Source organism: Variovorax sp. V116, from assembly GCF_041154435.1.
Lineage (GTDB): Bacteria > Pseudomonadota > Gammaproteobacteria > Burkholderiales > Burkholderiaceae_C > Variovorax > Variovorax paradoxus.
The window spans coordinates 92,052-113,401 of sequence record NZ_AP028661.1 but is presented as its reverse complement, the minus strand read 5'-3'; the positions used below and the strand labels follow the sequence as shown (position 1 = coordinate 113,401).

General features: G+C 68.8%; 22 protein-coding genes and 1 riboswitch. Of the genes, 13 read left to right on the top strand and 9 right to left on the bottom strand.

What is annotated here, in order from left to right; all coding sequences use genetic code 11:
* Positions 1–7 precede the first annotated feature (7 nt).
* The gene (locus tag ACAM58_RS00560) at positions 8–472 is read left to right on the top strand and encodes a Crp/Fnr family transcriptional regulator (protein WP_015868036.1); all 465 of its coding nucleotides are present in this window, start codon (positions 8–10) and stop codon (positions 470–472) included.
* A gap of 94 nt (positions 473–566) precedes the next feature.
* On the top strand, positions 567–1,535 hold the full coding sequence (locus tag ACAM58_RS00555; protein ID WP_015868035.1) for a zinc ribbon domain-containing protein: 969 nt from the start codon (positions 567–569) through the stop codon (positions 1,533–1,535).
* A 22-nt stretch (positions 1,536–1,557) separates the two neighbouring features.
* Here ACAM58_RS00555 and ACAM58_RS00550 read toward each other — a convergent pair whose 3' ends face one another.
* Complete coding sequence (locus tag ACAM58_RS00550) at positions 1,558–3,543, bottom strand: monovalent cation:proton antiporter family protein (RefSeq protein WP_018903420.1); 1,986 nt, start codon at positions 3,541–3,543, stop codon at positions 1,558–1,560.
* Positions 3,544–3,630: 87 nt separating this feature from the next.
* Between ACAM58_RS00550 and ACAM58_RS00545 the strand changes: the two genes are divergently transcribed.
* The 4 genes from ACAM58_RS00545 to ACAM58_RS00530 are packed head-to-tail and all read left to right on the top strand — an operon-like array spanning position 3,631 to position 6,600.
* Positions 3,631–4,629, top strand: a complete 999-nt coding sequence (locus ACAM58_RS00545; protein WP_015868033.1) for an SIS domain-containing protein — start codon at positions 3,631–3,633, stop codon at positions 4,627–4,629.
* Complete coding sequence (locus tag ACAM58_RS00540; RefSeq protein WP_369663877.1) at positions 4,629–5,177, top strand: KdsC family phosphatase; 549 nt, start codon at positions 4,629–4,631, stop codon at positions 5,175–5,177. The genes ACAM58_RS00545 and ACAM58_RS00540 overlap by 1 nt, the downstream gene beginning before the upstream one ends.
* Positions 5,174–5,809: an LPS export ABC transporter periplasmic protein LptC gene (lptC, locus tag ACAM58_RS00535; RefSeq protein ID WP_015868031.1), complete on the top strand. Its 636-nt coding sequence runs from the start codon at positions 5,174–5,176 to the stop codon at positions 5,807–5,809. The genes ACAM58_RS00540 and lptC overlap by 4 nt, the downstream gene beginning before the upstream one ends.
* A gap of 8 nt (positions 5,810–5,817) precedes the next feature.
* Positions 5,818–6,600: an SDR family oxidoreductase gene (locus ACAM58_RS00530; protein ID WP_369663876.1), complete on the top strand. Its 783-nt coding sequence runs from the start codon at positions 5,818–5,820 to the stop codon at positions 6,598–6,600.
* 80 nt (positions 6,601–6,680) lie between these two features.
* Here ACAM58_RS00530 and ACAM58_RS00525 read toward each other — a convergent pair whose 3' ends face one another.
* A complete protein-coding gene (locus ACAM58_RS00525; RefSeq protein ID WP_369663875.1) occupies positions 6,681–7,226 on the bottom strand; it encodes an RNA recognition motif domain-containing protein in 546 nt (181 codons plus the stop codon).
* 263 nt (positions 7,227–7,489) lie between these two features.
* Positions 7,490–7,664: riboswitch (yybP-ykoY riboswitch) on the top strand.
* A gap of 16 nt (positions 7,665–7,680) precedes the next feature.
* On the opposite strand from ACAM58_RS00525, the gene ACAM58_RS00520 reads away from it, so the two are divergent.
* The 4 genes from ACAM58_RS00520 (at position 7,681) to ACAM58_RS00505 (ending at position 10,766) form a co-directional block, all read left to right on the top strand.
* Positions 7,681–8,244: a TMEM165/GDT1 family protein gene (locus ACAM58_RS00520; RefSeq protein WP_015868028.1), complete on the top strand. Its 564-nt coding sequence runs from the start codon at positions 7,681–7,683 to the stop codon at positions 8,242–8,244.
* A gap of 134 nt (positions 8,245–8,378) precedes the next feature.
* A complete protein-coding gene (locus tag ACAM58_RS00515; protein ID WP_015868027.1) occupies positions 8,379–9,554 on the top strand; it encodes a homoserine O-acetyltransferase in 1,176 nt (391 codons plus the stop codon).
* The gene (gene metW / locus ACAM58_RS00510; protein WP_021013169.1) at positions 9,551–10,138 is read left to right on the top strand and encodes a methionine biosynthesis protein MetW; all 588 of its coding nucleotides are present in this window, start codon (positions 9,551–9,553) and stop codon (positions 10,136–10,138) included. The genes ACAM58_RS00515 and metW overlap by 4 nt, the downstream gene beginning before the upstream one ends.
* Before the next feature lie 37 nt (positions 10,139–10,175).
* Positions 10,176–10,766: a YigZ family protein gene (locus ACAM58_RS00505; RefSeq protein ID WP_369663874.1), complete on the top strand. Its 591-nt coding sequence runs from the start codon at positions 10,176–10,178 to the stop codon at positions 10,764–10,766.
* Here ACAM58_RS00505 and ACAM58_RS00500 read toward each other — a convergent pair.
* Positions 10,711–11,643 carry an ion transporter gene (locus ACAM58_RS00500; RefSeq protein WP_018903424.1) on the bottom strand — a complete coding sequence of 311 codons (933 nt, stop codon included), beginning with the start codon at positions 11,641–11,643 and terminating at the stop codon, positions 10,711–10,713. The genes ACAM58_RS00505 and ACAM58_RS00500 overlap by 56 nt on opposite strands.
* A 135-nt stretch (positions 11,644–11,778) precedes the next feature.
* Between ACAM58_RS00500 and ACAM58_RS00495 the strand changes: the two genes are divergently transcribed.
* Positions 11,779–12,294: a polymer-forming cytoskeletal protein gene (locus ACAM58_RS00495; RefSeq protein ID WP_015868023.1), complete on the top strand. Its 516-nt coding sequence runs from the start codon at positions 11,779–11,781 to the stop codon at positions 12,292–12,294.
* 13 nt (positions 12,295–12,307) lie between these two features.
* Here ACAM58_RS00495 and ACAM58_RS00490 read toward each other — a convergent pair whose 3' ends face one another.
* Positions 12,308–13,093 carry a DUF72 domain-containing protein gene (locus ACAM58_RS00490; RefSeq protein ID WP_278878493.1) on the bottom strand — a complete coding sequence of 262 codons (786 nt, stop codon included), beginning with the start codon at positions 13,091–13,093 and terminating at the stop codon, positions 12,308–12,310.
* A gap of 88 nt (positions 13,094–13,181) precedes the next feature.
* On the opposite strand from ACAM58_RS00490, the gene ACAM58_RS00485 reads away from it, so the two are divergent.
* Entirely contained in the window at positions 13,182–14,693 is a 1,512-nt protein-coding gene (locus tag ACAM58_RS00485) for a M20 family metallopeptidase (protein ID WP_369663873.1), read from the top strand.
* Complete coding sequence (locus tag ACAM58_RS00480; protein WP_018903427.1) at positions 14,690–15,556, top strand: alpha/beta hydrolase; 867 nt, start codon at positions 14,690–14,692, stop codon at positions 15,554–15,556. The genes ACAM58_RS00485 and ACAM58_RS00480 overlap by 4 nt, the downstream gene beginning before the upstream one ends.
* Before the next feature lie 12 nt (positions 15,557–15,568).
* On the opposite strand, the gene ACAM58_RS00475 is transcribed toward ACAM58_RS00480, so the two are convergent.
* From ACAM58_RS00475 to ACAM58_RS00455, 5 genes are all read right to left on the bottom strand, one after another.
* Positions 15,569–16,747, bottom strand: a complete 1,179-nt coding sequence (locus ACAM58_RS00475) for an MFS transporter (RefSeq protein ID WP_018903428.1) — start codon at positions 16,745–16,747, stop codon at positions 15,569–15,571.
* 142 nt (positions 16,748–16,889) lie between these two features.
* Entirely contained in the window at positions 16,890–17,351 is a 462-nt protein-coding gene (locus ACAM58_RS00470) for a YidB family protein (RefSeq protein ID WP_018903429.1), read from the bottom strand.
* Positions 17,352–17,451: 100 nt separating this feature from the next.
* Positions 17,452–18,816, bottom strand: coding sequence for a M20/M25/M40 family metallo-hydrolase (locus ACAM58_RS00465; RefSeq protein ID WP_018903430.1), 1,365 nt, complete (start codon positions 18,814–18,816; stop codon positions 17,452–17,454).
* Positions 18,817–18,877: 61 nt separating this feature from the next.
* Positions 18,878–19,612: a 16S rRNA (uracil(1498)-N(3))-methyltransferase gene (locus ACAM58_RS00460; RefSeq protein ID WP_369663872.1), complete on the bottom strand. Its 735-nt coding sequence runs from the start codon at positions 19,610–19,612 to the stop codon at positions 18,878–18,880.
* A gap of 266 nt (positions 19,613–19,878) precedes the next feature.
* Positions 19,879–21,135 carry an aminoglycoside phosphotransferase family protein gene (locus ACAM58_RS00455; RefSeq protein ID WP_369663871.1) on the bottom strand — a complete coding sequence of 419 codons (1,257 nt, stop codon included), beginning with the start codon at positions 21,133–21,135 and terminating at the stop codon, positions 19,879–19,881.
* Between the last annotated feature and the right edge of the window lie 215 nt (positions 21,136–21,350).

Here is a 21,350-nt window from a genome sequence, read left to right as displayed (position 1 = left end):
GAAAAGCATGTCCATCCAGAACCTGAGCCGCGCAATCGCGGACAACAACAGCAGCAGCGACGCCTTCGCGTTGACGCTCAACGTACAGCAGTGGGAAACGCTGGCGGGCTACCTGCAGCCCATCGACACCGGCGTGGGGGACGTTCTCATCGAGCAGGGCACGCACGACCGGTCGGTGTACTTCCTGGAGAGCGGCGCCATCAGCGTGCACCGCGTGAGCAGCAAGGAACAGATGAAGCTGGCCGTGCTCATGCCCGGATCGGTGGTGGGCGAAGGCTCCTTCTTCTCGCGCCAGCCGCACTCCGCCAACGTGGTGGTCACCGGCGCGGGCCGCGTGTGGCGCCTCACGGCAATCCGTTTCGCGGAAATGTCGAACCGGCAGCCCAACCTGGCCCTGGAGATTGCGATGGGGCTCGGCGCGGTGATCGCCAAGCGCATGGCACACCGCTCCAAGCGCGTTGCGGTGACCTGAGCACCGGCCTGCCGCTTCGCGCCTCGAATTCGGCCTCGACGGCTCTTCGCCGCCAGTTTTTTCTGAAATCGTTTTTCCCTAGAAGTCCGTCGTCATGGCCTTGATCTGTCCGGTGTGCAGCGCGGAGAACCGCGCCGGCGCCAATTTCTGCCGCGGCTGCGGCGGCAAGCTGGCCCCTGCGGCACCCGCACCAATGGCGCCGCCTCCGCCGCCCGGCAGCAGATCGGAGCGCGAGTGGGCCGCCACGGCACCCGCGCAACTGCGTGCGCCCACCATTCCGGGCGGGCTGTTCGAAGCCGGTGCCTACGCGGCTTCCGCTGCCTCTTCCGCGAGCGCGAGCCTGCCGGACGAGGACAAGACCGTCATCGTTGCGCCGGGGTCTTCCGGGCGGCTGCCTTCGCGGCCGCGGGAGGGCCGCGCAAGGAAGAAATCCTCTTCTTCATCTTCTTCCGGGAGCAGGACGCGGCGGCCCGTCGGCGCCGAAGCGCAGAAGAAGCCGCCTCGCTCCCGCGGCATGTGGCTGTGGGGGGCGCTGCTGGCGGTGGGCCTGCTCATGATCGCCGCCGGCTGGTACGGCTACGGGACCGGCAAGCCGTCCGAAGAGACGCCGGTTGCTGCTGCAGCAGCGCCTGCCGCGCCGCCCGCGCCAACTGTCCCGCTGCCCGAGCCGGCCGCTGCGGCGCTGCCGGAACCTCCAGCCGCCGAAGCGCCGGCCGCGGAGACGGCCGCACCAGTTGCGGCAAGCGACACGCCGGCGGCAGCCAATAACAAGCCGCCAGCCGCCACCGCCAAGTCCCGCAAGCCAGCGCCGGCGGCACCCTTGCAGGCCGGCGCGATGGCCGATCCCGCACCGGCTCCCGCCGCCGTGCCGCCCTCGCCCCCGGCGGCGGCAGCGCCCACCGATCCCCAGGCCCTCTGCGGCGACCGGAACTTCATCGCGAAGGCCCAGTGCATGGCCGCGCAGTGCCTCAAGCCCGAATACAAGCCGCATGCGCAGTGCGAAGCCGTGCGCCGGCAGCAGCGCATCGAGGAAGAAAAGCGCAACCCCACCCTGGTGAACTGAGCGCACGCTGCGGCGCAGAGGCTCAGCCCTTTTGCAGCCGCTCGATGGCCACGGCCAGGGCGGCAGGCTTGCCGCACAGCACGAGCGTGTCGCCATCGGTCAGCACCGTGTCGTCGGTGAACACCTGGTTCTGGCCGTCGTGGCGGCGCAGGCTGGCGACGCGCACGCCCAGGCTGTCGAGTGCCAGCCGCGCCAGGGTCTGGCCGACGGCGCGGGCGCCGGGCGTGAGCGTGAAGGTGTTGAGCCGCTCGTGGTCGAGCTCGTCCGCGTTGTCGTCGTCCGCGCCGTGGAAGTAGCCGCGCAGCAGGTTGTAGCGCGCATCGCGCTGGTCCTGCACCACGCGGATCACGCGCCGCATCGGCACGCCGACCAGCGCCAGCGCATGGCTCGCGAGCATCAGCGAGCCCTCGATGGCCTCGGGCACCACCTCGGTCGCGCCGGCGGCCTGCAGTTTCTCGAGGTCGAGGTCGTCCTGCGTGCGCACGATCACCGGCACCTGCGGCGCGTGGGAGCGGATGTTGGCCAACACCTTCATGGCACCCGGCACGTCGAGATAGGTCACGACCACGGCGCTGGCGCGCGCCAGGCCGGCCGCCATCAGCGCCTGCAGCCGCGCCGCGTCGCCGAACACCACCGAATCGCCCGCCGCGGCGGCCTGGCGCACACGGTCGGGGTCGAGGTCCAGCGCCATGTAGGGAATGCCTTCGCGCTCCAGGATGCGCGCCAGGTTCTGGCCGCAGCGCCCGTAGCCGCAGATGATCACGTGCTTGGCGGTATTGATGGTCTTGCGCGCGATCGTGGTCATCTGCAGCGATTGCTGGAGCCAGTCGCTCGCCACCAGCTTGCGCACGATGGCGTTGGTGTACATCACGATGAAGGGCGTGGCGAGCATCGACAGCACCATCGACGCCAGCACCGGGTTGGCCAGCCACGGCGGCAGCAGGCTGCGCTCCTGCGCCAGCGCCAGCAGCACGAAGCCGAATTCGCCGGCCTGCGCCAGGTAGAGGCCGGTGCGCAGCGACACGCCCGCGGTGGCGCCCAGCACCCGCGCCAGCAGCGTCACCAGCGCCAGCTTGAACGCCAGCGGCAGCAGCAGCAGCACGGCCACCAGCGCCCAGCGCTGCACCACGATGTGCCAGTCGAGCGACATGCCCACCGTGATGAAGAACAGGCCCAGCAGCACGTCGTGGAACGGACGGATGTCGGTTTCGACCTGGTGCTTGTATTCGGTCTCCGACACCAGCATGCCGGCGATGAAGGCGCCCAGCGCCAGGCTCAGGCCGGCCAGTTCGGTGAGCCAGGCCAGGCCGAGCGTGACCAGCAGCACGTTCAGGATGAAGAGCTCCTCGCTGCGCCGCCGCGCAACGAGCGTGAGCCACCAGCGCATGATGCGCGGGCCGCCATAGAGCAGCACGCCGATCAGCAGCGTGGCCTTCACGAGCGCCAGGCCGATCGCCTTGGCCAGCGCCTCGGGCGGCGCGCCCAGCGCGGGAATCAGCACCAGCAGCGGCACCACCGCCAGATCCTGGAACAGCAGCACGCCCATCACGCGCTTGCCGTGTTCGCTCTCGAGCTCGAGCCGCTCGGCCATCAGCTTGACCACGATCGCGGTGCTGCTCATCGTGAGGGCGCCCGACAGCGCCAGCGCGGTCTGCCACCCGAGCCGCCAGGCCGGCGGGAGCTGCGAGGCGATGGCGAGCGCCCCGGCGGTGGCAATGGCCATGGTCAGCAGCACCTGCAGCAGGCCCAGGCCGAACACGTGCTTGCGCATGGCGCGCAGCTTGGGCAGGCTGAATTCGAGCCCGATCACGAACATCAGGAACACCACGCCGAATTCGCCGAGGTGGCGGATGGCTTCGGAGTTCTGCGCCAATGCCAGCGCATGCGGCCCGATCAGCACGCCGGCCGACAGATAGCCCAGCATCGGCGGCAGTTTCAGCGAGCGGCAGACCACCACGCCGAGCACTGCGGCCAGCAAATACATCAGCGTGAGATCGAACGAGGACATTGCCGGATGCTAGAGCAATGTCCATGCCCCGAACGTGCGGCTTGCATCGAGCGGCGGCGCGCGCCGGCCGGCCCGTAAAATCCGCCGATGAGTTCAGCTCCCCTGCCCCCCGTGGTCGACGCCGACGCAATCCTGGCGCGGGCGCGCGCCACCTTCGACATCGAGTCCGATGCCGTGATCGGCCTGAAGTCGCGCGTGGGTCCGAGCTTCGTCGAGGCCGTGCGCAAGATCCTGGACGTGCGCGGCCGCGTGGTCGTCATGGGCATGGGCAAGAGCGGCCACGTCGGCCGCAAGATCGCGGCGACCCTGGCCTCCACCGGCACGCCGGCCATGTTCGTCCACCCGGCCGAAGCGAGCCACGGCGATCTCGGCATGATCAAGCCGGTCGACCTGGTGCTGGCCATCTCCAACAGCGGCGAGGTCGACGAGCTCACCGTGATCCTGCCGGTGGTCAAGCGCCAGGGCGTGCCTCTCATCGCGATGACCGGCCGCACCGATTCCACCCTCGCGCGCCACGCCGACATCGTGATCGACGCCGGCGTGGCCAAGGAGGCCTGCCCGCTCAACCTCGCCCCCACCGCAAGCACCACCGCCCAGATGGCGATGGGCGACGCGCTGGCAGTGGCGCTGCTCGACGCGCGCGGCTTCGGCTCCGAGGACTTCGCGCGCTCGCACCCCGGCGGTGCGCTCGGCCGCAAGCTGCTCACGCATGTGAGCGACGTGATGCGCTCGGGCGACGAGGTGCCGCGCGTGGCGCCCACTGCAACGCTCAGCGAGCTGATGCGCGAGATGAGCTCCAAGGGCCTGGGCGCCACCGCCGTGGTCGACGCGCAAGGCCGCGCCATCGGCATCTTCACCGACGGCGACCTGCGCCGCCAGGTCGAGACCGGCGGCGACCTGCGCGGCCTCACCGCCGCCGACGTGATGCACCCCGGCCCGCGCACGCTGCGCGCCGAGGCGCTGGCGGTCGAGGCGGCCGAGCTGATGGAAGAACACCGCATCACCAGCGTGCTCATCGTCGACCCCGAGGGGCTCCTGATCGGCGCGCTCAGCATCAACGACCTGATGCGCGCGAAGGTCATCTGATGCCGATCGACTTCCAGGCCGAGACCTTGCTCGCCGCGCAGGACGTGCGCATCGCGTTCTTCGACATCGACGGCGTGCTGACCGACGGCGGCGTGTATTTCACCGAGCATGGCGAAACCCTCAAGCGCTTCAGCATCCTGGACGGCTACGGCCTCAAGCTGCTGCGCCTGGCGGGCATCACGCCGGCGGTGATCACCGGGCGCGACTCCAAGCCGCTGCGCGTGCGGCTCGAAGCGCTGGGCATCCAGCACGTGCGCTACGGCACCGAAGACAAGCTGCCCGCGGCCCAGGCCATGCTCGAGGAGCTCGGTTTCAGCTGGCTGCAGGCCGCGGCCATCGGCGACGACTGGCCCGACCTCCCCGTGCTGGCGCGCGCCGGCTTTGCGGCCGCGCCCGCCAATGCGCATGCCGAAGTGCGCCAGGCGGTCAACTACGTCACGCGCGCACGCGGTGGAGAAGGCGCGGCGCGCGAGTTCTGCGATCTGCTGCTGACGGCCTGCGGCCAGTACCGCCGCCTGCTCGACGCCGCCCGGGGTCCGAGGCAATGAAGCGTGCCTGGAACCTGCTGCGCGACGTGCTCGACCGCGCCACCATCTACCTGCCCATCATTCTCACGGCGGCGGTTGCGCTCGGCACCTACTGGCTGGTGCGCAACGCGCCCAAGCTGCTCGCACCCACCGCCAAGGCCGCGCCCACGCACGAGCCCGACTATTTCATGCGCGGCTTCGTGATCAAGAACTTCCTGCCCAACGGCGACCTGCGCAGCGAACTCCATGGCAAGGAAGGCCGGCACTACCCCGACACCGACACCGTCGAGGTCGACGACGTGCGCATGCGCTCCGTTTCGCCGCAGGGCTACACCACCCACGCGACGGCCAATCGCGGCATCTCGAATTCCGACGGCAGCGAGATCCAGCTCTTCGGCAACGCCATCGTCATCCGCGACCCGGTGGTGGGGCCCAGCGGCAAGTCCACGCCGCGCCTGGAGTTCCGCGGCGATTTCCTGCACGCCTTCCTCGATACCGAACGCGTGACCTCGAACAAGCCGGTCACGCTCATCCGCGGCAGCGACCAGTTCACCGCCGACCACCTCGACTACGACAACCTGAGCGGCGTCGCCAACCTGACCGGCCGGGTGCGCGGCGTGCTGATTCCCTCGGCGGCCGGCAAGCCGCGCTGAACCCGCGCATGAGCCCGTCTCCGCTTGTCTTCATCACCGGCGCATCGAGCGGCATCGGCCAGGCCCTGGCCGCCAGCTTCTACGAGGCGGGCTACCGCCTGGCGCTGGTGGCGCGGCGCACCGCGGAGATCGAATCCTGGGCCGGCGAGCGCCAGCTGGACCCCGCCCGCTACCAGGTCTATGGCGCGGACGTCGCGCAAACCGACAGCATCGTGGCCGCCGGCGCCGCCTGCATCGCGCGCCAGGGCCTGCCCGACGTGGTGATTGCCAACGCCGGCATCAGCGTGGGTATCGACACCGCGGAGCGCGAGGACATCGAGGTGATGGCCCGGACCTTCGCCACCAACAACGTCGGCCTGATGGCCACCTTCCATCCTTTCGTGGCCGCGATGCGGCAGCGCGGCAGCGGCCGGCTGGTCGGCATCGCGAGCGTCGCGGCCATTCGCGGGCTGCCGGGGCACGGCGCCTACTGCGCCAGCAAGGCGGGCGTGGTCGCGTATTGCGAGAGCCTGCGCGGCGAGCTGCACAACAGCGGCGTCAAGGTTGTCACGCTCTGCCCCGGCTACATCGACACGCCGCTGACCCAGGGCAACCGCTACGGCATGCCCTTTCTCATGAAGGCCCGGGACTTTGCCGACCAGGCGCTGCGCGCCATCGAGGCGGGCACCAGCTACCGCGTGATTCCCTGGCAGATGGGGGTCGTCGCCAAGCTGATGCGCATGCTGCCGAATGCGCTGCTCGACCGCGCCGTGCAGGGCCGCGCCCGCAAGAAGCGCAGCGGCGAAAACTGATGGCTTCGCCGGAGCGGCGGCTCCAATGAAAAAGGCTCCCTGAGGAGCCTTTTTTACTTGTGCGTGACGGGATGCAGCGTTCAGTAGCCGCTGTTGCCGCCGCCGCCGTAGCCACCACCACCGCCGGAGCGGCCACCGCCGCCACCGCCACGGGGGCCGGCACCGTAGGGGCTGCGGAAGCCGCCATCGCCGCCACCACCACCGCCGGAGCGGCCGCCGCCACCGCCGCCATAGCCGCCACCACCGCCGGAGCGGCCGCCGCCGCCACCACCGTAGCCGCCACCACCGCCGCCGCCGTAGCCACCGCCACCACCGCCGCCATAACCACCACCGCCGCCGCCGCCGTAGCCGCCGCCACCGCTGCGGGGCGGACGTGCTTCCATGGGACGTGCTTCGTTGACGACGACGCTGCGGCCGCCGAGCGGCTGGCCGTTCATGCCATTGATGGCCGCTTGCGCTTCCGCGTCACTGCCCATCTCGACGAAGCCGAAGCCCTTCGAGCGGCCCGTGTCGCGTTCCATCATGACCTTGGCGCTGGTCACCGCGCCGAATTGTCCAAAAGCCTGTTCGAGATCACTGTCGCGCACCGAGTAAGGCAGGTTGCCGACATACAGTTTGTTGCCCATCAAGGGACTCCTATAAACACATAGCAAGAAAAGCGATGGAGTCCCGAAAGCATCACTCAAACGAGAGCCGTCGAGTCGCGCGAAACTGACCGATCACCGAACTTCCTCCCCGGCAAAATGAAGAGGGAGGCTCGTGCATTATGGGTGAAATACGTGAAATGCAAGCAGTAATTTGCTGCATCCTGTAGGGCCTCGAAAAATTTACAGAAAGCTAGCGCACGCTTACAAACCCGGCCGGTGGCTGCCGCGCAGCAGGTAGAATCCGACCCGTCATTGGGGAGTAGCCGCCTTCCATCGCGAGAAGGGCCCGCGTCAACAGACTTGTCCTGCCCCACAGGACATGGCGCGTGCAGTGAACACACCTGGCGAGACCTTTGACCGTGCAACTTCGGGAATATGGCCGAAGGTGTTGCACGGTCAATTGCGTCCTTCGGCCCAAGGAACCCTCTCTTTCATGGAAGCTTTTCTCGTTGCAACCGGCGTGGTTGCGCTCGCCGAAATGGGCGACAAGACCCAACTGCTGGCCCTCCTGCTCGCGGCGCGTTTCCGGAAACCCTGGCCGATCGTGCTCGGGATCTTCGCGGCCACCATCGTCAACCACGCGCTGGCCGGCGCGGTCGGCAACTGGATCACCCACTGGCTCGGGCCCGACGTGCTGCGCTGGATCCTGGGCGGCTCGTTCATCGCCATGGCGGCGTGGATGCTGATTCCCGACAAGCTCGACGAAGACGACGCGCCCGCAGCCAGCCACTACGGGGTCTTCGGCACCACGCTGGTCGCGTTCTTCCTGGCCGAAATGGGCGACAAGACCCAGATCGCGACCGTCATGCTGGCCGCCCGCTTCACGCAGGACTACGTCTGGGTGGTCGCCGGCACGACGCTCGGCATGATGCTGGCCAACGCACCGGTGGTGTGGCTCGGCGAGAAGATCGTACGGCGCGTGCCCATCAAGCTGGTGCACGGCGTCTCGGCCGCGATCTTCCTCGTGCTCGGCATCGTGATGATCGTCGGCTGGTAGCGCGGCGGGGCGATATACTGCCGGCTGCGCCGATTTGCTTCAGCTTGCGGGCGCTTAATAAATTCAGCTAAAGACAGTCCAGTTGGCGAACAAGCAACCCGGCTCGTTTTTGGCGAGGCCGGGTTTTTTCATTGATGTCGTCACCTCCCTTGGTCGTCACTGCGCAGTCGATGCAGTTCGAAGGCCCGCTGGCCCTGCGCAGCGGCGCGTCGCTCGGCAGCTACACGCTCGCCTACGAAACCTACGGCACCCTGAACGCCGAGCGCAGCAACGCGGTGCTGGTGTGCCATGCGCTCAATGCCTCGCACCATGTGGCCGGCACCTACGAAGGCCAGGCGCGGTCCGAAGGCTGGTGGGACAACATGGTGGGCCCGGGCAAGCCGGTCGACACCGACCGTTTCTTCGTGATCGGCGTGAACAACCTGGGTTCCTGCTTCGGCTCCACCGGCCCGATGCACGTCGATCCCGCCACCGGCCGCGTCTATGGCGCGGACTTCCCGGTGGTCACGGTCGAAGACTGGGTCGATGCGCAGGCGGCGCTGCTCGACGCGCTCGGCATCCGCACGCTCGCGGCGGTGATGGGCGGCAGCCTGGGCGGCATGCAGGCGCTGTCGTGGACGCTGCAGTACCCCGATCGCGTGCGGCATGCCGTGGTGGTGGCCAGCGCGCCCAACCTCACGGCCGAGAACATCGCCTTCAACGAAGTGGCGCGCCGCGCCATCGTCACCGACCCCGACTTCCACGGCGGCCACTTCTACGAGCACGGCGTGATCCCCAAGCGGGGCCTGCGCATCGCGCGGATGATCGGCCACATCACCTACCTGAGCGACGACGTCATGAACGCGAAGTTCGGCCGCATCCTGCGCAGCGCGGTCGAGGGCGAGGCTGCGGGGCTCGACTACCGCTATTCCACGCAGGACGTCGAGTTCCAGATCGAGAGCTACCTGCGCTACCAGGGCGACAAGTTCAGCGAATACTTCGACGCCAACACCTACCTGCTGATCACGCGCGCGCTCGACTACTTCGACCCCGCGCGTTCGCATGGCGGCAACCTCAGCGCGGCATTCGCGGGCGCCACGGCCAAGTTCCTGCTCGTGAGCTTCAAGACCGACTGGCGCTTCTCGCCCGCGCGCAGCCGCGAACTGGTGAAGGCGCTGCTGGACAACCGCCGCAACGTGAGCTACGCCGAGATCGACGCGCCGCACGGGCACGACGCCTTCCTGCTCGACGACGTGCGCTACATGGGCGTGGTGCGCTCCTACTTCGAGCGCGTGGCGCACGAGATCCAGGCCGAAGGGAGCGCGTCGTGAGCGACATCGAGACCCAGCGGCTCATTGCCAACCTCGTGCCGGAGGGCGCGCGCGTGCTCGACCTCGGCTGCGGCGACGGCGCCCTGCTCGACCTGCTGCAGCGCGAGCGCGGCTGCACCGGCTACGGCGTGGAAATTGCCGACGGCAACGTGCTGCAGTGCATCCGCCGCGGCGTCGACGTGATCCAACTGAACCTCGACGAAGGCCTGGCGATGTTCGACGACGCCTCGTTCGACGTGGTGCTGCAGATCGACACGCTGCAGCATCTGCGAAACGCAGAGATCATGCTGCGCGAAACCGCGCGCGTGGGCCGCATCGGCATCGTGGCCTTTCCCAATTTCGCGCACTGGCCCAACCGCATCAGCATTGCGCGCGGCCGCATGCCGGTGACGCGCCGCCTGCCCTACCAGTGGTACGACACGCCCAACATCCGGGTCGGCACCTTCAAGGATTTCGAGGTGCTGGCGCAGAAGAACAGCCTGCGCGTGCTCGATGCCTTCGGCGTGCAGGAAGGCCGCAGCGTGCGCTGGCTGCCCAATGCGCGCGCCGGTACGGCCGTGTTCAAGTTCGAGCGGGAGCGCTGAGCGATTCCGCGCCCCGACCGAAAACAACGGCTGCTCCATGAGCTTCACGCTCTCGCAACCGGCGCACAGCGAACTGCTGATCAAGAAGAGCCGCTTCATCGGCTGCGTGCAGCCGGTGGCCGACCGGGCCGCGGCCCTGGCCGTGGTGGCATCCCTGCGCAGCGAGCATCCCGCCGCCGCGCATGTCTGCTGGGCGCTCATGGCGGGCGGCCAGTCGGCCGCCAACGACGACGGCGAGCCGGGCGGCACGGCCGGGCGCCCCATGCTCGAAGTGCTGCGGCACCAGCAGCTCGAAGGCGTGCTTGCCACGGTGGTGCGGTACTTCGGCGGCATCAAGCTGGGCGCGGGCGGACTCGTGCGGGCCTACACCGACGCGGTGGCGCAGGCCTGCCTCGGGGCCACGCTGGTGCCGCTGGTGCGCCAGCGGCTGCTGCAATGCGCCGTGCCCTATGCGCTCGAAGGACTGGTACGGCGCGAAATTGCCGCGGCGCCCGGCGCGTCGCTGGTCGATGTGCGGCATGGCGATGCGGTGGACTTCACCTTCACGCTGCCCGAGCCCGACGCGGATGCCTTCATCGCCCGCCTCGACGATGCTGCGCAAGGTCGCGCCGTCTGGCCGCAGGCGTGAGCCGGCGCGCCGGTGCGGCCACGGCCGAGGGCGGCGCCATCGCCAGCACGCCGCGCGGCGCGAGCGCCACGGGCACTGGCGTATCGTCGTCGGGACCGCGCCGCGCCATCTCGGCCGTCACGATGCCGGTCGGCACGGCGAGCACGCCCCAGCCCAGCAGCATCATCACCGAGGCAACCGCGCGGCCGAGGTCCGTCTTGGGCACGAGGTCGCCGAAACCCACGGTGGCCATGGTCGAGATGGCCCAGTAGATCGCCACCGGAATGCTGGTGAAGCCGTGCTGCGGGCCTTCCACCACATACATCAGCGTGCCCATCACCAGCACCACCAGCATCACGAAGCCCACGAACACCGTGATCTTGCGGCGGCTCGCGGCCACGGCCGAGACCAGCGCGCGGTATTCCACCGAATAGCGCGAGAGCTTGAAGATGCGGAACACGCGCAAAAGCCGAAGAATGCGCACGTCGATCAGGTAGGCGAGCTCGGGCGCGAGCGCCACCAGGAAGGTCGGCAGCAGCGCGAGCAGGTCGATCACGCCGTAGAAGCTCAGCGCATAGCGCAGCGGCTTGTTCACGCAGGCGAGCCGCGCGATGTACTCGAGCGTGAACAAAATGGTGAACACCCATTCGAGCACGTTGAACACGGGCCGCCACTGCTCGCGGATCGACTGCACGCTGTCGAGGATCACCACCAGCACGCTGGCCACGATCACCGCGATCAAGGCCAGGTCGAACAGCAGGCCCGCGCGCGTGTCGGCCTCGAAGATCACCGTGAACAGCCGGCGCCGCCAGCCGCTGGCAGGCTTGTCGAAGCGCGAATCGATGGTCGAGGAGATCGCGAGGCTCCGGGCGGCAGGCGCGGTGTTCGATCGGGTCATCTTGCGGGGCCGGGGTCACTGGAGAGTGTCATTGTCGGGCGCCGCGGGATTTATTCGGTTACGTTTATTGCGCAATGAAGTGCCGCAGGCCGCGAGCGGGTTCTTACGATAGTCGTTTTGTTGAGGAGCTCCCCATTGGCCACACAGTCCCCCTTTTTCGGCAAGCGTGATCGTGATACCGACTCGTTGACCTCTCGCCCCGCGCCGTTGGTGGGCTCGGGCACCAATCTCTCGGGCTCGCCCGTCAATCCTTCGTCGCTGACCGCGCAGCAAGGGGGCCTCTCCGCAGCGGCCGCACCGGCCAAGGAAGGCGGCAGCAAGCTCACCGTCGGCCCCAACATCAAGCTTAAGGGCGTCGAGATCACCGATTGCGACACGCTCGTGGTCGAAGGCCTGGTCGAAGCGACCATGGACTCGCGCCTGATGCAGATCGCCGAACAGGGCGAGTTCAAGGGCTCGGCCGAGATCGACATCGCCGAGATCCGCGGCGTGTTCGACGGCAACCTCACGGTGCGCGAAAAGCTCGTGATCCACTCGACCGGCAAGGTCACCGGCAAGATCCGCTACGGCAAGATCGTGATCGAGGAAGGCGGCCAGCTTTCGGGCGAAATCAGCTTCGGCGCCAAGCCGTCGCTGCAAGCCGCAGCCTGATCAGGCTTTCGGCTCAGGCCGCCTCTTCGGGCGGCTTCCAACCCAGGCGCTCCAGCAAGGCACCGGCCGCGGCCGGTGCTTTCTCTTTGGCGCCGTTGATGAAGTAGACGAACACGTCGCGCTTCCTGGGTGCTTCGGCCCAACGCTGTGCGCGCTCGGCCCAGGCGTCGAGCGCCTTCGGCGCATAGCCGGTCTTGAGCTTGGCGTCGGCCATCATGAGCCGCGCATAGGCGAAGTCGCCTTCGGGCTCCTCGAACGAAGGAAACTTGTCGGCGTCGGTGAACACCGTCGAGACCTTGTGCTTCTTCGCGAGCGCCTGGTAGCCGGGCGTGATGAAGCTCGGGTGCCGCACGTCCATCACGTGGCGCAGCGCGCGGCTGCCTTCCTTCCTGGGCAGCAGCTCGAGAAAGGCCTCGAAGTCTTCCGCATCGAAAGGCTTCGTGGGCATGAACTGCCACACGATCGGGCCGAGCTTGTCGCCGAGCTCGCTCACGCCGCTGTCGATGAAGCGCTTGATCGAATCGCCCGCCGTGGCCAGCACCTTGCGGTTGGTGGCAAAGCGCGAGGCCTTCATCGAGAACACGAAGTCTTCCGGCACCTCGTCGTGCCATTTGCGGAAGGTCTCGGGCTTGAAGGTGCTGTAGTAGGTGCCGTTGATCTCGATGGCGCTCACCTGCCGGCTCGCATAGCGCAGCTCCTTCGCCTGCGCGAGCCCCTTGGGATAGAAGTTGTCGCGCCAGGGCTCGTAGGTCCAGCCGCCGATGCCCACCTTGATCCGAGTCGATGCTGCCTTGCTCACATTGCGCTCCGGGTTGAGATCGCCGCACTCTACGCGCGCTCGCCCAAGGGCGCAAAATGCGATTTTTTCCTTAGCCGCGGAGAACCCGATGAACGCCCCCTTGCACCGCGAAATGCCTGCCGGCCTGCTCGATGCCGAGCGCGCCCTGTCCGATGTCAGCGCCCAATGGGACGGCGACATCCTCAAGCAGCTCACCGACTACATCGCCATTCCTGCCAAGTCGCCCGGCTTCGACAAGGATTGGTCGGCCCACGGCTACCTGGAAACCGTGCTGCGCAATGCGGCGGCCTGGGTCGAGGCGCAGAAGGTCGAGGGCCTGAAGCTCGAGATCGTGCGCCTGGAAGGCCGCACGCCGGTGCTGTTCTTCGAAGTGGCCGCCAGAGGCACCGATATGGGCGAGACCGTGCTGATGTACGGCCACCTCGACAAGCAGCCCGAATTCACCGGCTGGCGCAACGACCTCGGCCCCTGGACGCCCAAGTACGAGAACGGCCTGCTCTACGGCCGCGGCGGCGCCGACGACGGCTATGCGGTCTACGCCAGCATCGCCGCGCTTCAGGCGCTCAAGAACCAGGGCGCGGCGCATCCGCGCATCGTCGGGCTGATCGAGACCTGCGAGGAAAGCGGCTCCTACGACCTGCTGCCGTACGTCGATGCATTGCGCCCGCGGCTGGGCAACGTCGAGCTGGTGATCTGCCTGGACTCCGGCGCCGGCAACTACGACCAGCTGTGGCTCACCACCTCTCTGCGCGGCATGGCCAGCGGCACGCTCAAGGTCGAGGTGCTGACCGAAGGCATCCACTCGGGCGACGCCTCGGGCCTCGTGCCCTCGAGCTTCCGGATCATGCGGCAGGTGCTCGACCGCCTCGAGGACAGCGCCACCGGCCGACTGCTTCCCGCGAGCTTCCACTGCGAAGTGCCGGCCGACCGCCTCGCGCAGGCCAGGGCCACCGCGGCGATCCTGGGCGACGAGGTCTACAAGCGCTTTCCGTGGGCCCACTACGACTGCGGCGGCTCAACCATGTTCGCGCTGCCGACCACCACCGATCCGGTCGAGGCGCTGCTCAACCGTACCTGGAAGCCCACGCTGTCGGTGACCGGCGCCGAAGGCTTTCCGGCGCTGAAGGACGCGGGCAACGTGCTGCGCCCCTACACCGCCTTCAAGCTGTCGCTGCGCCTGCCGCCGCTGGTCGATGCGGCCGAGGCGGTGCAGCAGCTGAAGACGCTGCTCGAGGACAACGCGCCCTACCAGGCGCGCGTGACCTTCGAAAGCGGCGGCGGCGCCACCGGCTGGAATGCGCCGACCATCACGCCGTGGTTCGAGGATGCGCTCAACAAGGCCTCGCAGGCGCATTTCGGCGCATCCTGCGGCTACATCGGCCAGGGCGGCACGATCCCGCTGATGAACATGCTGAGCGCCGGCTTTCCCAAGGCGCAGATGATGGTCTGCGGCGTGCTGGGTCCGAAGAGCAATGCCCACGGCCCGAATGAATTCCTGCACGTGCCCTACGCCAAGAAGCTCACGGCCGCGGTGGCCGAGGTGATCGCGGCCCTGCCGGCGGCGCACCGCGCCGCCACCGCGGAGCCGGCGGCCGCTTGAGCCCGGCGGCGCCGGCGCCGCTGCCTTTGCCGCAGCGGGTTTCGCTGCCCACGCCGGACGGCGAAACGCTGCTGCTGCGCCGCCTTCCGGCGGCCGGCGCGTCGCGCGGCGTCGTCGTGCTGGTGCATGGCCTCGGCGAGCATGCCGGGCGCTATCACCAGCTCGCGGCGCGGCTGCATGCATGGGGCTTCGCGGTGTGGGCCCACGACCACCATGGCCACGGCGGATCGTCCGGCGCGCGCGGCGCACTGCCCAGCGAACTGCGGCTGGTCGAAGACCTCGCGCTGGTCATCGACGATGCGCGCCGCGGGAACTCCGGCTTGCCGCTGCTGCTGCTCGGCCACAGCCTGGGCGGGCTGGTCGCTGCCAGCCTGGTGGCACGCGGTGTGCGGCCGGTCGACGGCCTGGTGCTGTCTTCGCCGGGGCTCGACCCGGGCCTGAGCGGATTCCAGAAGGCGCTGCTCGCGGTGCTGCCGCGCATTGCGCCCGGGCTGCGCGTCGGCAACGGCCTGGACGACAACTTTCTTTCGCACGACCGGGCCGTGGTGCAGGCCTACCGCGACGACCCGCTCACGCACGACCGCATCGGCGGCCGGCTCGCGCGCTTTCTGGCGCACGAAGGGGCGGTGGTGCAGCAGGCCGCGGCACACTGGCCGGTGCCGACCCTGCTGCTGTATGCGGGCGACGACCGCCTGGTGCTGCCGGCCGCGAGCCGCGCCTTCGCGGCCGCCGCGGCGCCCGGCGGCATGGTCGAGGCGCAGTGCTTCGAAACGCTGTACCACGAGATATTCAACGAGCTCGATGCCGAACCCGTGTTCGCCGCGCTGCAGCGCTGGCTCGGCAAGCGCTTTCCGCCGGACTGAAGAAGAAGCCTTTCAGGCGCTCGCGGCTGCGGCCTCGCGCCGGCGCGTCTGCGCAAGCCACAGCAGCGCCGCGCCCGTGAGCGCCACCGGCACCAGCGAGCCGTAGTTCAGCAGCTGCCAGCCCTGCGTCGTGACCAGCACGCCCGAGGCGAACGAAGTCAGCGCGAGCGTCGCGAACACGCAGAAATTGAGCGCGCCCTGCGCCCGGTCGCGCTCTTGCGGGGTGTAGGCCGTGAGCGAGAGCGTGGTGCTGCCCGTGAACAGGAAATTCCATCCCACGCCCAAGAGGCACAGCGCCACGAGGAAGTGCTGCAGCTCCACGCCCGACAGCGCCACGGCGATGCAGCCGAAGTTGAGCGCAAGCCCCACGCCCATCACCGGCAGCGCGCCGAAGCGGCGGATCAGGTGGCCGGTGAAAAAGCCCGGCGCGAACATGCCGATCACGTGCCATTCGAGCACCAGCGCGGCATCGGAAAAAGGCAGGCTGCAGATCTGCATGGCAATGGGCGTGGCGGCCATCAGCAGGTTCATCACGCCAAAGCCCAGCGCGCCTGCCGCGGCCGCCACGATGAACACCGGCTGGCGCACGATCTGCGACAGCGGCCGTCCACCCAGCGCCTCCTGGCGCGTGAGCGTGGCGGGAAACTCGATGAAGCGCATGACCGCCATCGACAGCAGCGCCACCGCCGCCAGCGCGATGTAGGCGCCCGCGAACGGCACCGCGAACGCCTCGCGCGTGGCGGCCGCCAGGTTGGGTCCCGCCACCGCGCCGATCAAGCCGCCGGCCATCACCAGCGACACCGCCTTCTCGCGCCAGGCCGGGGCCGCAAGTTCGGCGGCCGCGAAGCGATAGAGGTTCGCGTTGGCGTTGTAGTAGCCCGCCACCACCGTGGCCAGGCACAGGAGCCAGAAGTTCTTCGAGATGGCCGCGAATGCGCACAGCAAGGCCGAGCCCAGCCCCACCGCCAGCCCGATCTGGAACGATCCGCGCCGCCCGAAGCGCTGCTGCGTGCGCGCCACCAGCCCGGTGGTGAGCGCACCGCCCACCACGTAGCCCATGACCGGCAGCGTGGCCATCCAGCCGCGCGGCGCGATGCTCAGGCCCACCAGCCCGTTGATGGCGATGAAGGTGACGTTGTTGGTCAGGAACAGGCCCTGGCAGATGGCGAGCAGCCAGAGGTTGCGGTTCATGGAGGAATGGCGGCGAAGGCGCGTTGCGGCATGGAAGGCTGCGGTTCTACGCGAATCGTCCCGGATGCGCCAGCCGAACTGCGGCGGACCAAAAAAAAGCGCCCTCGCGGGCGCCGGAATTTCCGATGAGCAAACAGTTCGCTCAAGGCTGCCTGTTCTGCAGCAGGCCGCCGAGCGAAGCCAGCAGGTCGTTCGGGTTGTCCAGGCCCTGCTCCGGCACCTTGCCGTGCGGCGTGAGCTGGTCGATCAGGGCCGGCAGCATGGTGGCCAGCATGGGCAGCAGCGTTTGCGCATTGATGCCGAGCTTGGAGGCGATGCTGGCGATGGTGTCGCTGCCCAGCGCGTTCTCCAGTTGGCCGCCGGACACGGGCTGGTTTTCGCCCTTGCCGATCCAGGAGCCGATCACGTCGCCCATGCCGGCCTGCTCGAATTTCGAGACCAGCCCTCCCAGGCCGCCCGCGCCGCCGTTGTTGGCCAGCAGGCCGCCCAGCGCGCCGGCAAGGCCCCCCAGGTCTCCCAGCCCGCCGATGCCGCCGCCTTGCGGCGGCTGCTGCTGGGCGGCGCCCCCGAGAACCTGGCCGAGTACCGAATCGAGCATTCCCATGGACGTTTCCTTGGTGTGTGACAGAACCGCTGGCATTTTCCCAGCGCGAGGGGCCGCGGGCGAACAAGCTTGTTTACTTTTAAGCCCGCAGCGTGACAAATTACCTGGGACGCGGTGCGCGTTTTGGCAGCAATGCGGGGCTTACCCCTTGCACGCCGACCAGACCCAGCACTGTCACCAGCGAATTCTGCGCGCCTTTCCAGGCATCTGTCACGTCGATCGCTTCGCTCAGGGCATGGAAGCCGGTCGACTTTCCGCCCCCGCCGATGATGATGGCCGGGATGCCGTACGACATCGGCACGTTGGCGTCGGTGCTGCCGCCGCGCAGCAGCGTCTTGTGGCCGAAGGCGGTGTTCGAGCGCACAGCCGCTTCCACGATCACCGAATCGGACGGCGTGCGCCCGCCCGGCCGGTCGCCGATCAGCTTGTTGCTGGCGCTCAGCGTCGCCACGTTCCAGCGCTTGTTCTCCTCGGCCACCGCTTCGTCGATGGCTGCGAGGATCTTCTTTTCGGTCTCCAGCAGCGACGCCATGTCGTCCGAGCGGATGTCGATGGCCATGCGGGCATCGGGCGCAATGGTGTTCACCGAGGTGCCGCCGCCGACGGTGCCGACGGTGAAGGTGGTCTTGGGAAAGCTGGGCGTGCGGACTTCGGCGATCTTGGCAATGGCGCGGCCCATGCCGTGGATCGCGCTGGGCACCTGGCCGAAGGCGGCAAAGCTGTGGCCGCCCGGGCCCTTGAACGTGACTTCGTAGCGGTGGCTCGCCGTGCCGAGCACCAGCACGTTGCCGTCGGGCGAAGGCTCCAGCCCCACCATGCCGTCGATGTCGAGGTGGTCGCGGAAGATGGCCTTCATGCCGCGCAGGTTGCCGAGCTCTTCCTCGCCCACATTGGCAACGAAGAGCAGGTCGCCCACGGTCTGGACCTTGTTGTCGTTGAGCACCTTGAGCCACGACAGCAGCACCGACAGGCCGCGCGTATCGTCCGCGATGCCGGGCGCGTGGAGCTTGCCGTCATGCTCCTTCACCTTCACGTCGGTGCCGGCGGGGAACACGGTGTCCAGGTGGGCCGAGACCAGCAGCTTGGGGCCGTTGCCGGTGCCCTTGCGCAGCCCGACCACGTTGCCCTCGGCATCGATCTTTGCGTCGGCGAGCCCGAGCGCCTTCATGCGCGCCAGGAAGGCCTCGGCGCGCTTGCTTTCCTTGAACGGCGGCGCTTCGATCTCGGTCAGCATCTTCAGGTCTTCGACCGAACGCTCGTGGTCGGCCTTGACCGCGTCGAGCAGCTTCTGGACCGCGGGCGCCGCCATCAGCTGCGTGAAGGTTTTTTCCACCTCGGGAGTGACCTGCGCCGGCGTGGGGGCGACGGCGGTGTTCTGGGCCTGCGCGCCCGGCGCGGCGCAGAGCAGGGCCAGCACAAGGGGCGCGAGGGGGGCAAGCCGGAGGGCGCGTGGCGAACGAGGCATGGCGTGGAGATCCTTTTCTTGTGATGGGGATGGATGAGGCGGGTCTTGGCGGAAGCGCCGCTCAAGGGCCCGCGAGCAATACCAGCGCGGCCAGCGCCGCGGTTTCGGCGCGCAGCACGCGCGGCCCGAGCGTGACCGGCGCAAAGCCGCAGGCCAGTGCTTCCTGCTCTTCGGCGCTGCTCAGGCCGCCCTCGGGGCCGCTCAGCACCAGCACGCTGCGATCGGCCGGCGCCGAGGCGGTGGCATCGGCCAGGCGCCGCGTGCCTTCGGCCAGGCTCAGGACAAGGCGCAGCGGGGCCTCGCCCGCATGCGCGCCGATCCAGGCCGAGGGGCCCGAGAACGGCCGCACCGGATGGATCCGCGGCACGCGGTTGCGGCCGCATTGCTCGCAGGCGGCAATCGCAATCGCTTCCCAATGCGCCCTCTTCTTCTCGGCGCGCTCGCCCGAAAGGCGCAGCACGCCGTGGGCCGTGGCCAGCGGCTGGATGCTCGCGACGCCCAGTTCGGTGGCTTTTTCGACCAGCCAGTCCATGCGCTCGTTGGCCGGCATGCCGACGGCCAGGTGCACCGAGCGCACGGCCTCGCGCTCGGCCGGTGCATGGGCGCCGATCGTCACCGACACATCGCTGCGCCCCATGCGCTCCACGGTTGCCGCATATTCGCCGCCCGAGCCGTCGAACAAGGTGAGCGCATCGCCGGGCTGCATGCGCAGCACCTGGACGTGGCGCGCGGGGCCGGGAGGCAGTTCGAGCGAGGCGTCCGCGGTCAAGGGCACCGGACAGTGGAAACGGGGCATTCAGGGCCTGTTGACGCTATGCAAGGGGATCGCGTTGCTTCGCCAAAGGGCTGGATGCAAGGCGCCTGGGCGCAGCAAGGCTCGCGCCTTGCAAGCGCGGGCAACGCCGCAGACGGCCCTTTGGCGAGGCAACCCGAAGGGAAGCTCGCCACAGCCCGCCCCTCGGCGTTGCGTTCCTTGTGCGTGCGGACGCACGCACGGCGTCGCGCGCCTTGATGGGCGGGCTGTGGCGAGCTTCGCGACCCCTTGCATAGCGTCAACAGGCCCTAGACCCTGCCGTAGGCGAAGCCGGTCAGCGCCGACGTGCCTTCGATCTCGTCGATCACCCGCAGCAGCGGCGTGAGCTCCATGTAGCGGCTGGCGGTGGAGCGGATGTAGGCGATGAAGCGCGGCGTGTCCGCCAAATAGCGCGGCTTGCCGTCGCGCAGCGTGAGGCGGGCGAAGATGCCGGCCACCTTGAGGTGGCGCTGCAGCCCCATCCATTCGACCGAGCGGTAGAACGCGCCGAAATCGGCATCGACCGGCAGCTTGGCCTTGCGCGCGGCTTCCCAGTAACGAATGGTGACGTCGAGCACGAATTCCTCGTCCCAGCTCAGGAAGGCGTCGCGCATCAGGCTGGCGATGTCGTAGGTGATCGGGCCGTAGACCGCGTCCTGGAAGTCGAGCACGCCGAGATCGGGGGCCGAGCCGCCGCCGGGCCGCCCCAAGGCGGCGAGCGCCCCCTCGGGGGGCAGCGAGGACACGCCAGTGCCGAGCGTGGGGGCCGAGCCGCCGCCGGGCCGCCCCGAGGCGGCGAGCGCCCCCTCGGGGGGCAGCGAGGACACGCCAGTGCCGAGCGTGGGGGCCACATTGACCATCAGGTTGCGCGGCATGAAGTCGCGGTGCACGTAGACGCTCGGCGAGGCCAGGTTGCTCTCGACGATCAGCCTGAAGCTGCGTTCCAGCCGCTCCTTGAGCTGGCCCTCCACCGCGATGCCGCGATGCCGCCCGATGTACCACTCGGGAAAAAGCGCCAGTTCGCGCTCGAGCAGCGCCCTGTCGTAGGGCGGCAGCACGCCTGGCCTGGAGGCCAGCTGCCAGCGGATCAGCGCATCAATCGCCTGGTCGTAGAGCGGGCGGCTGGCGTCGGGCCGGGCCGGATCGATCACGTCGAGCATGGTCTCGCGGCCCAGGTCGTCGAGCAGCAGGAAGCCGTGGGTCCGGTCCCACTCGAGCACCTGCGGCGCGGTCACGCCGGCCTCGGCCATCAGGCGGGCGACCTGCACGAAGGGCTCGCTGTTCTCCTTGTCGGGCGGCGCATCCATCACGATGCGGCTGGCGGCGCTCCCCGTGGCGTCGATGCGGAAGTAGCGGCGAAAGCTCGCATCGGCGGATGCAAGGCGCACCGTCTCGGGCCGCAGGCCGTGCGCGGCGCCGATGCCGGCCAGCCAGTTCTGGAACGCCGCAGCCCGCTGCGGATCTGCCCAGAGAATGGCCGTGGCGGAGGGTGTGGGCTCGGAGGCCGGGAGCGGGGGTGCTGTCATGGATAATCGATTCTACAAATCCGCCTGGCGCGGCAACTCCTGCGGTCCTCCCTGGTCGAACAGAGTTGCCGCCGGCTCCTGCAACCTGCCGGCCTGCCGCGCCGTCCTCCCGACGATCCTTCGTTCCTGACCGATGCCTACGACCCAAAGCCCCCACGCTTGGCACCCTGTGCACTCGCAGCCCTCCCCAGGAAGACTGCGGACCTTCTCCGGAA

What these genes read in the sequence shown, in the direction of transcription:
- ACAM58_RS00560 (WP_015868036.1), top strand. Translation starts at nt 8, where the DNA reads ATGTCCATCCAGAACCTGAGCCGCGCAATCGCGGACAACAACAGCAGC.
- ACAM58_RS00555 (WP_015868035.1), top strand. Translation starts at nt 567, where the DNA reads ATGGCCTTGATCTGTCCGGTGTGCAGCGCGGAGAACCGCGCCGGCGCC.
- ACAM58_RS00550 (WP_018903420.1), bottom strand. Translation starts at nt 3,543, where the DNA reads ATGTCCTCGTTCGATCTCACGCTGATGTATTTGCTGGCCGCAGTGCTC.
- ACAM58_RS00545 (WP_015868033.1), top strand. Translation starts at nt 3,631, where the DNA reads ATGAGTTCAGCTCCCCTGCCCCCCGTGGTCGACGCCGACGCAATCCTG.
- ACAM58_RS00540 (WP_369663877.1), top strand. Translation starts at nt 4,629, where the DNA reads ATGCCGATCGACTTCCAGGCCGAGACCTTGCTCGCCGCGCAGGACGTG.
- lptC (WP_015868031.1), top strand. Translation starts at nt 5,174, where the DNA reads ATGAAGCGTGCCTGGAACCTGCTGCGCGACGTGCTCGACCGCGCCACC.
- ACAM58_RS00530 (WP_369663876.1), top strand. Translation starts at nt 5,818, where the DNA reads ATGAGCCCGTCTCCGCTTGTCTTCATCACCGGCGCATCGAGCGGCATC.
- ACAM58_RS00525 (WP_369663875.1), bottom strand. Translation starts at nt 7,226, where the DNA reads ATGGGCAACAAACTGTATGTCGGCAACCTGCCTTACTCGGTGCGCGAC.
- ACAM58_RS00520 (WP_015868028.1), top strand. Translation starts at nt 7,681, where the DNA reads ATGGAAGCTTTTCTCGTTGCAACCGGCGTGGTTGCGCTCGCCGAAATG.
- ACAM58_RS00515 (WP_015868027.1), top strand. Translation starts at nt 8,379, where the DNA reads ATGTCGTCACCTCCCTTGGTCGTCACTGCGCAGTCGATGCAGTTCGAA.
- ACAM58_RS00505 (WP_369663874.1), top strand. Translation starts at nt 10,176, where the DNA reads ATGAGCTTCACGCTCTCGCAACCGGCGCACAGCGAACTGCTGATCAAG.
- ACAM58_RS00500 (WP_018903424.1), bottom strand. Translation starts at nt 11,643, where the DNA reads ATGACCCGATCGAACACCGCGCCTGCCGCCCGGAGCCTCGCGATCTCC.
- ACAM58_RS00485 (WP_369663873.1), top strand. Translation starts at nt 13,182, where the DNA reads ATGAACGCCCCCTTGCACCGCGAAATGCCTGCCGGCCTGCTCGATGCC.
- ACAM58_RS00475 (WP_018903428.1), bottom strand. Translation starts at nt 16,747, where the DNA reads ATGAACCGCAACCTCTGGCTGCTCGCCATCTGCCAGGGCCTGTTCCTG.
- ACAM58_RS00470 (WP_018903429.1), bottom strand. Translation starts at nt 17,351, where the DNA reads ATGGGAATGCTCGATTCGGTACTCGGCCAGGTTCTCGGGGGCGCCGCC.
- ACAM58_RS00465 (WP_018903430.1), bottom strand. Translation starts at nt 18,816, where the DNA reads ATGCCTCGTTCGCCACGCGCCCTCCGGCTTGCCCCCCTCGCGCCCCTT.
- ACAM58_RS00460 (WP_369663872.1), bottom strand. Translation starts at nt 19,612, where the DNA reads ATGCCCCGTTTCCACTGTCCGGTGCCCTTGACCGCGGACGCCTCGCTC.
- ACAM58_RS00455 (WP_369663871.1), bottom strand. Translation starts at nt 21,135, where the DNA reads ATGACAGCACCCCCGCTCCCGGCCTCCGAGCCCACACCCTCCGCCACG.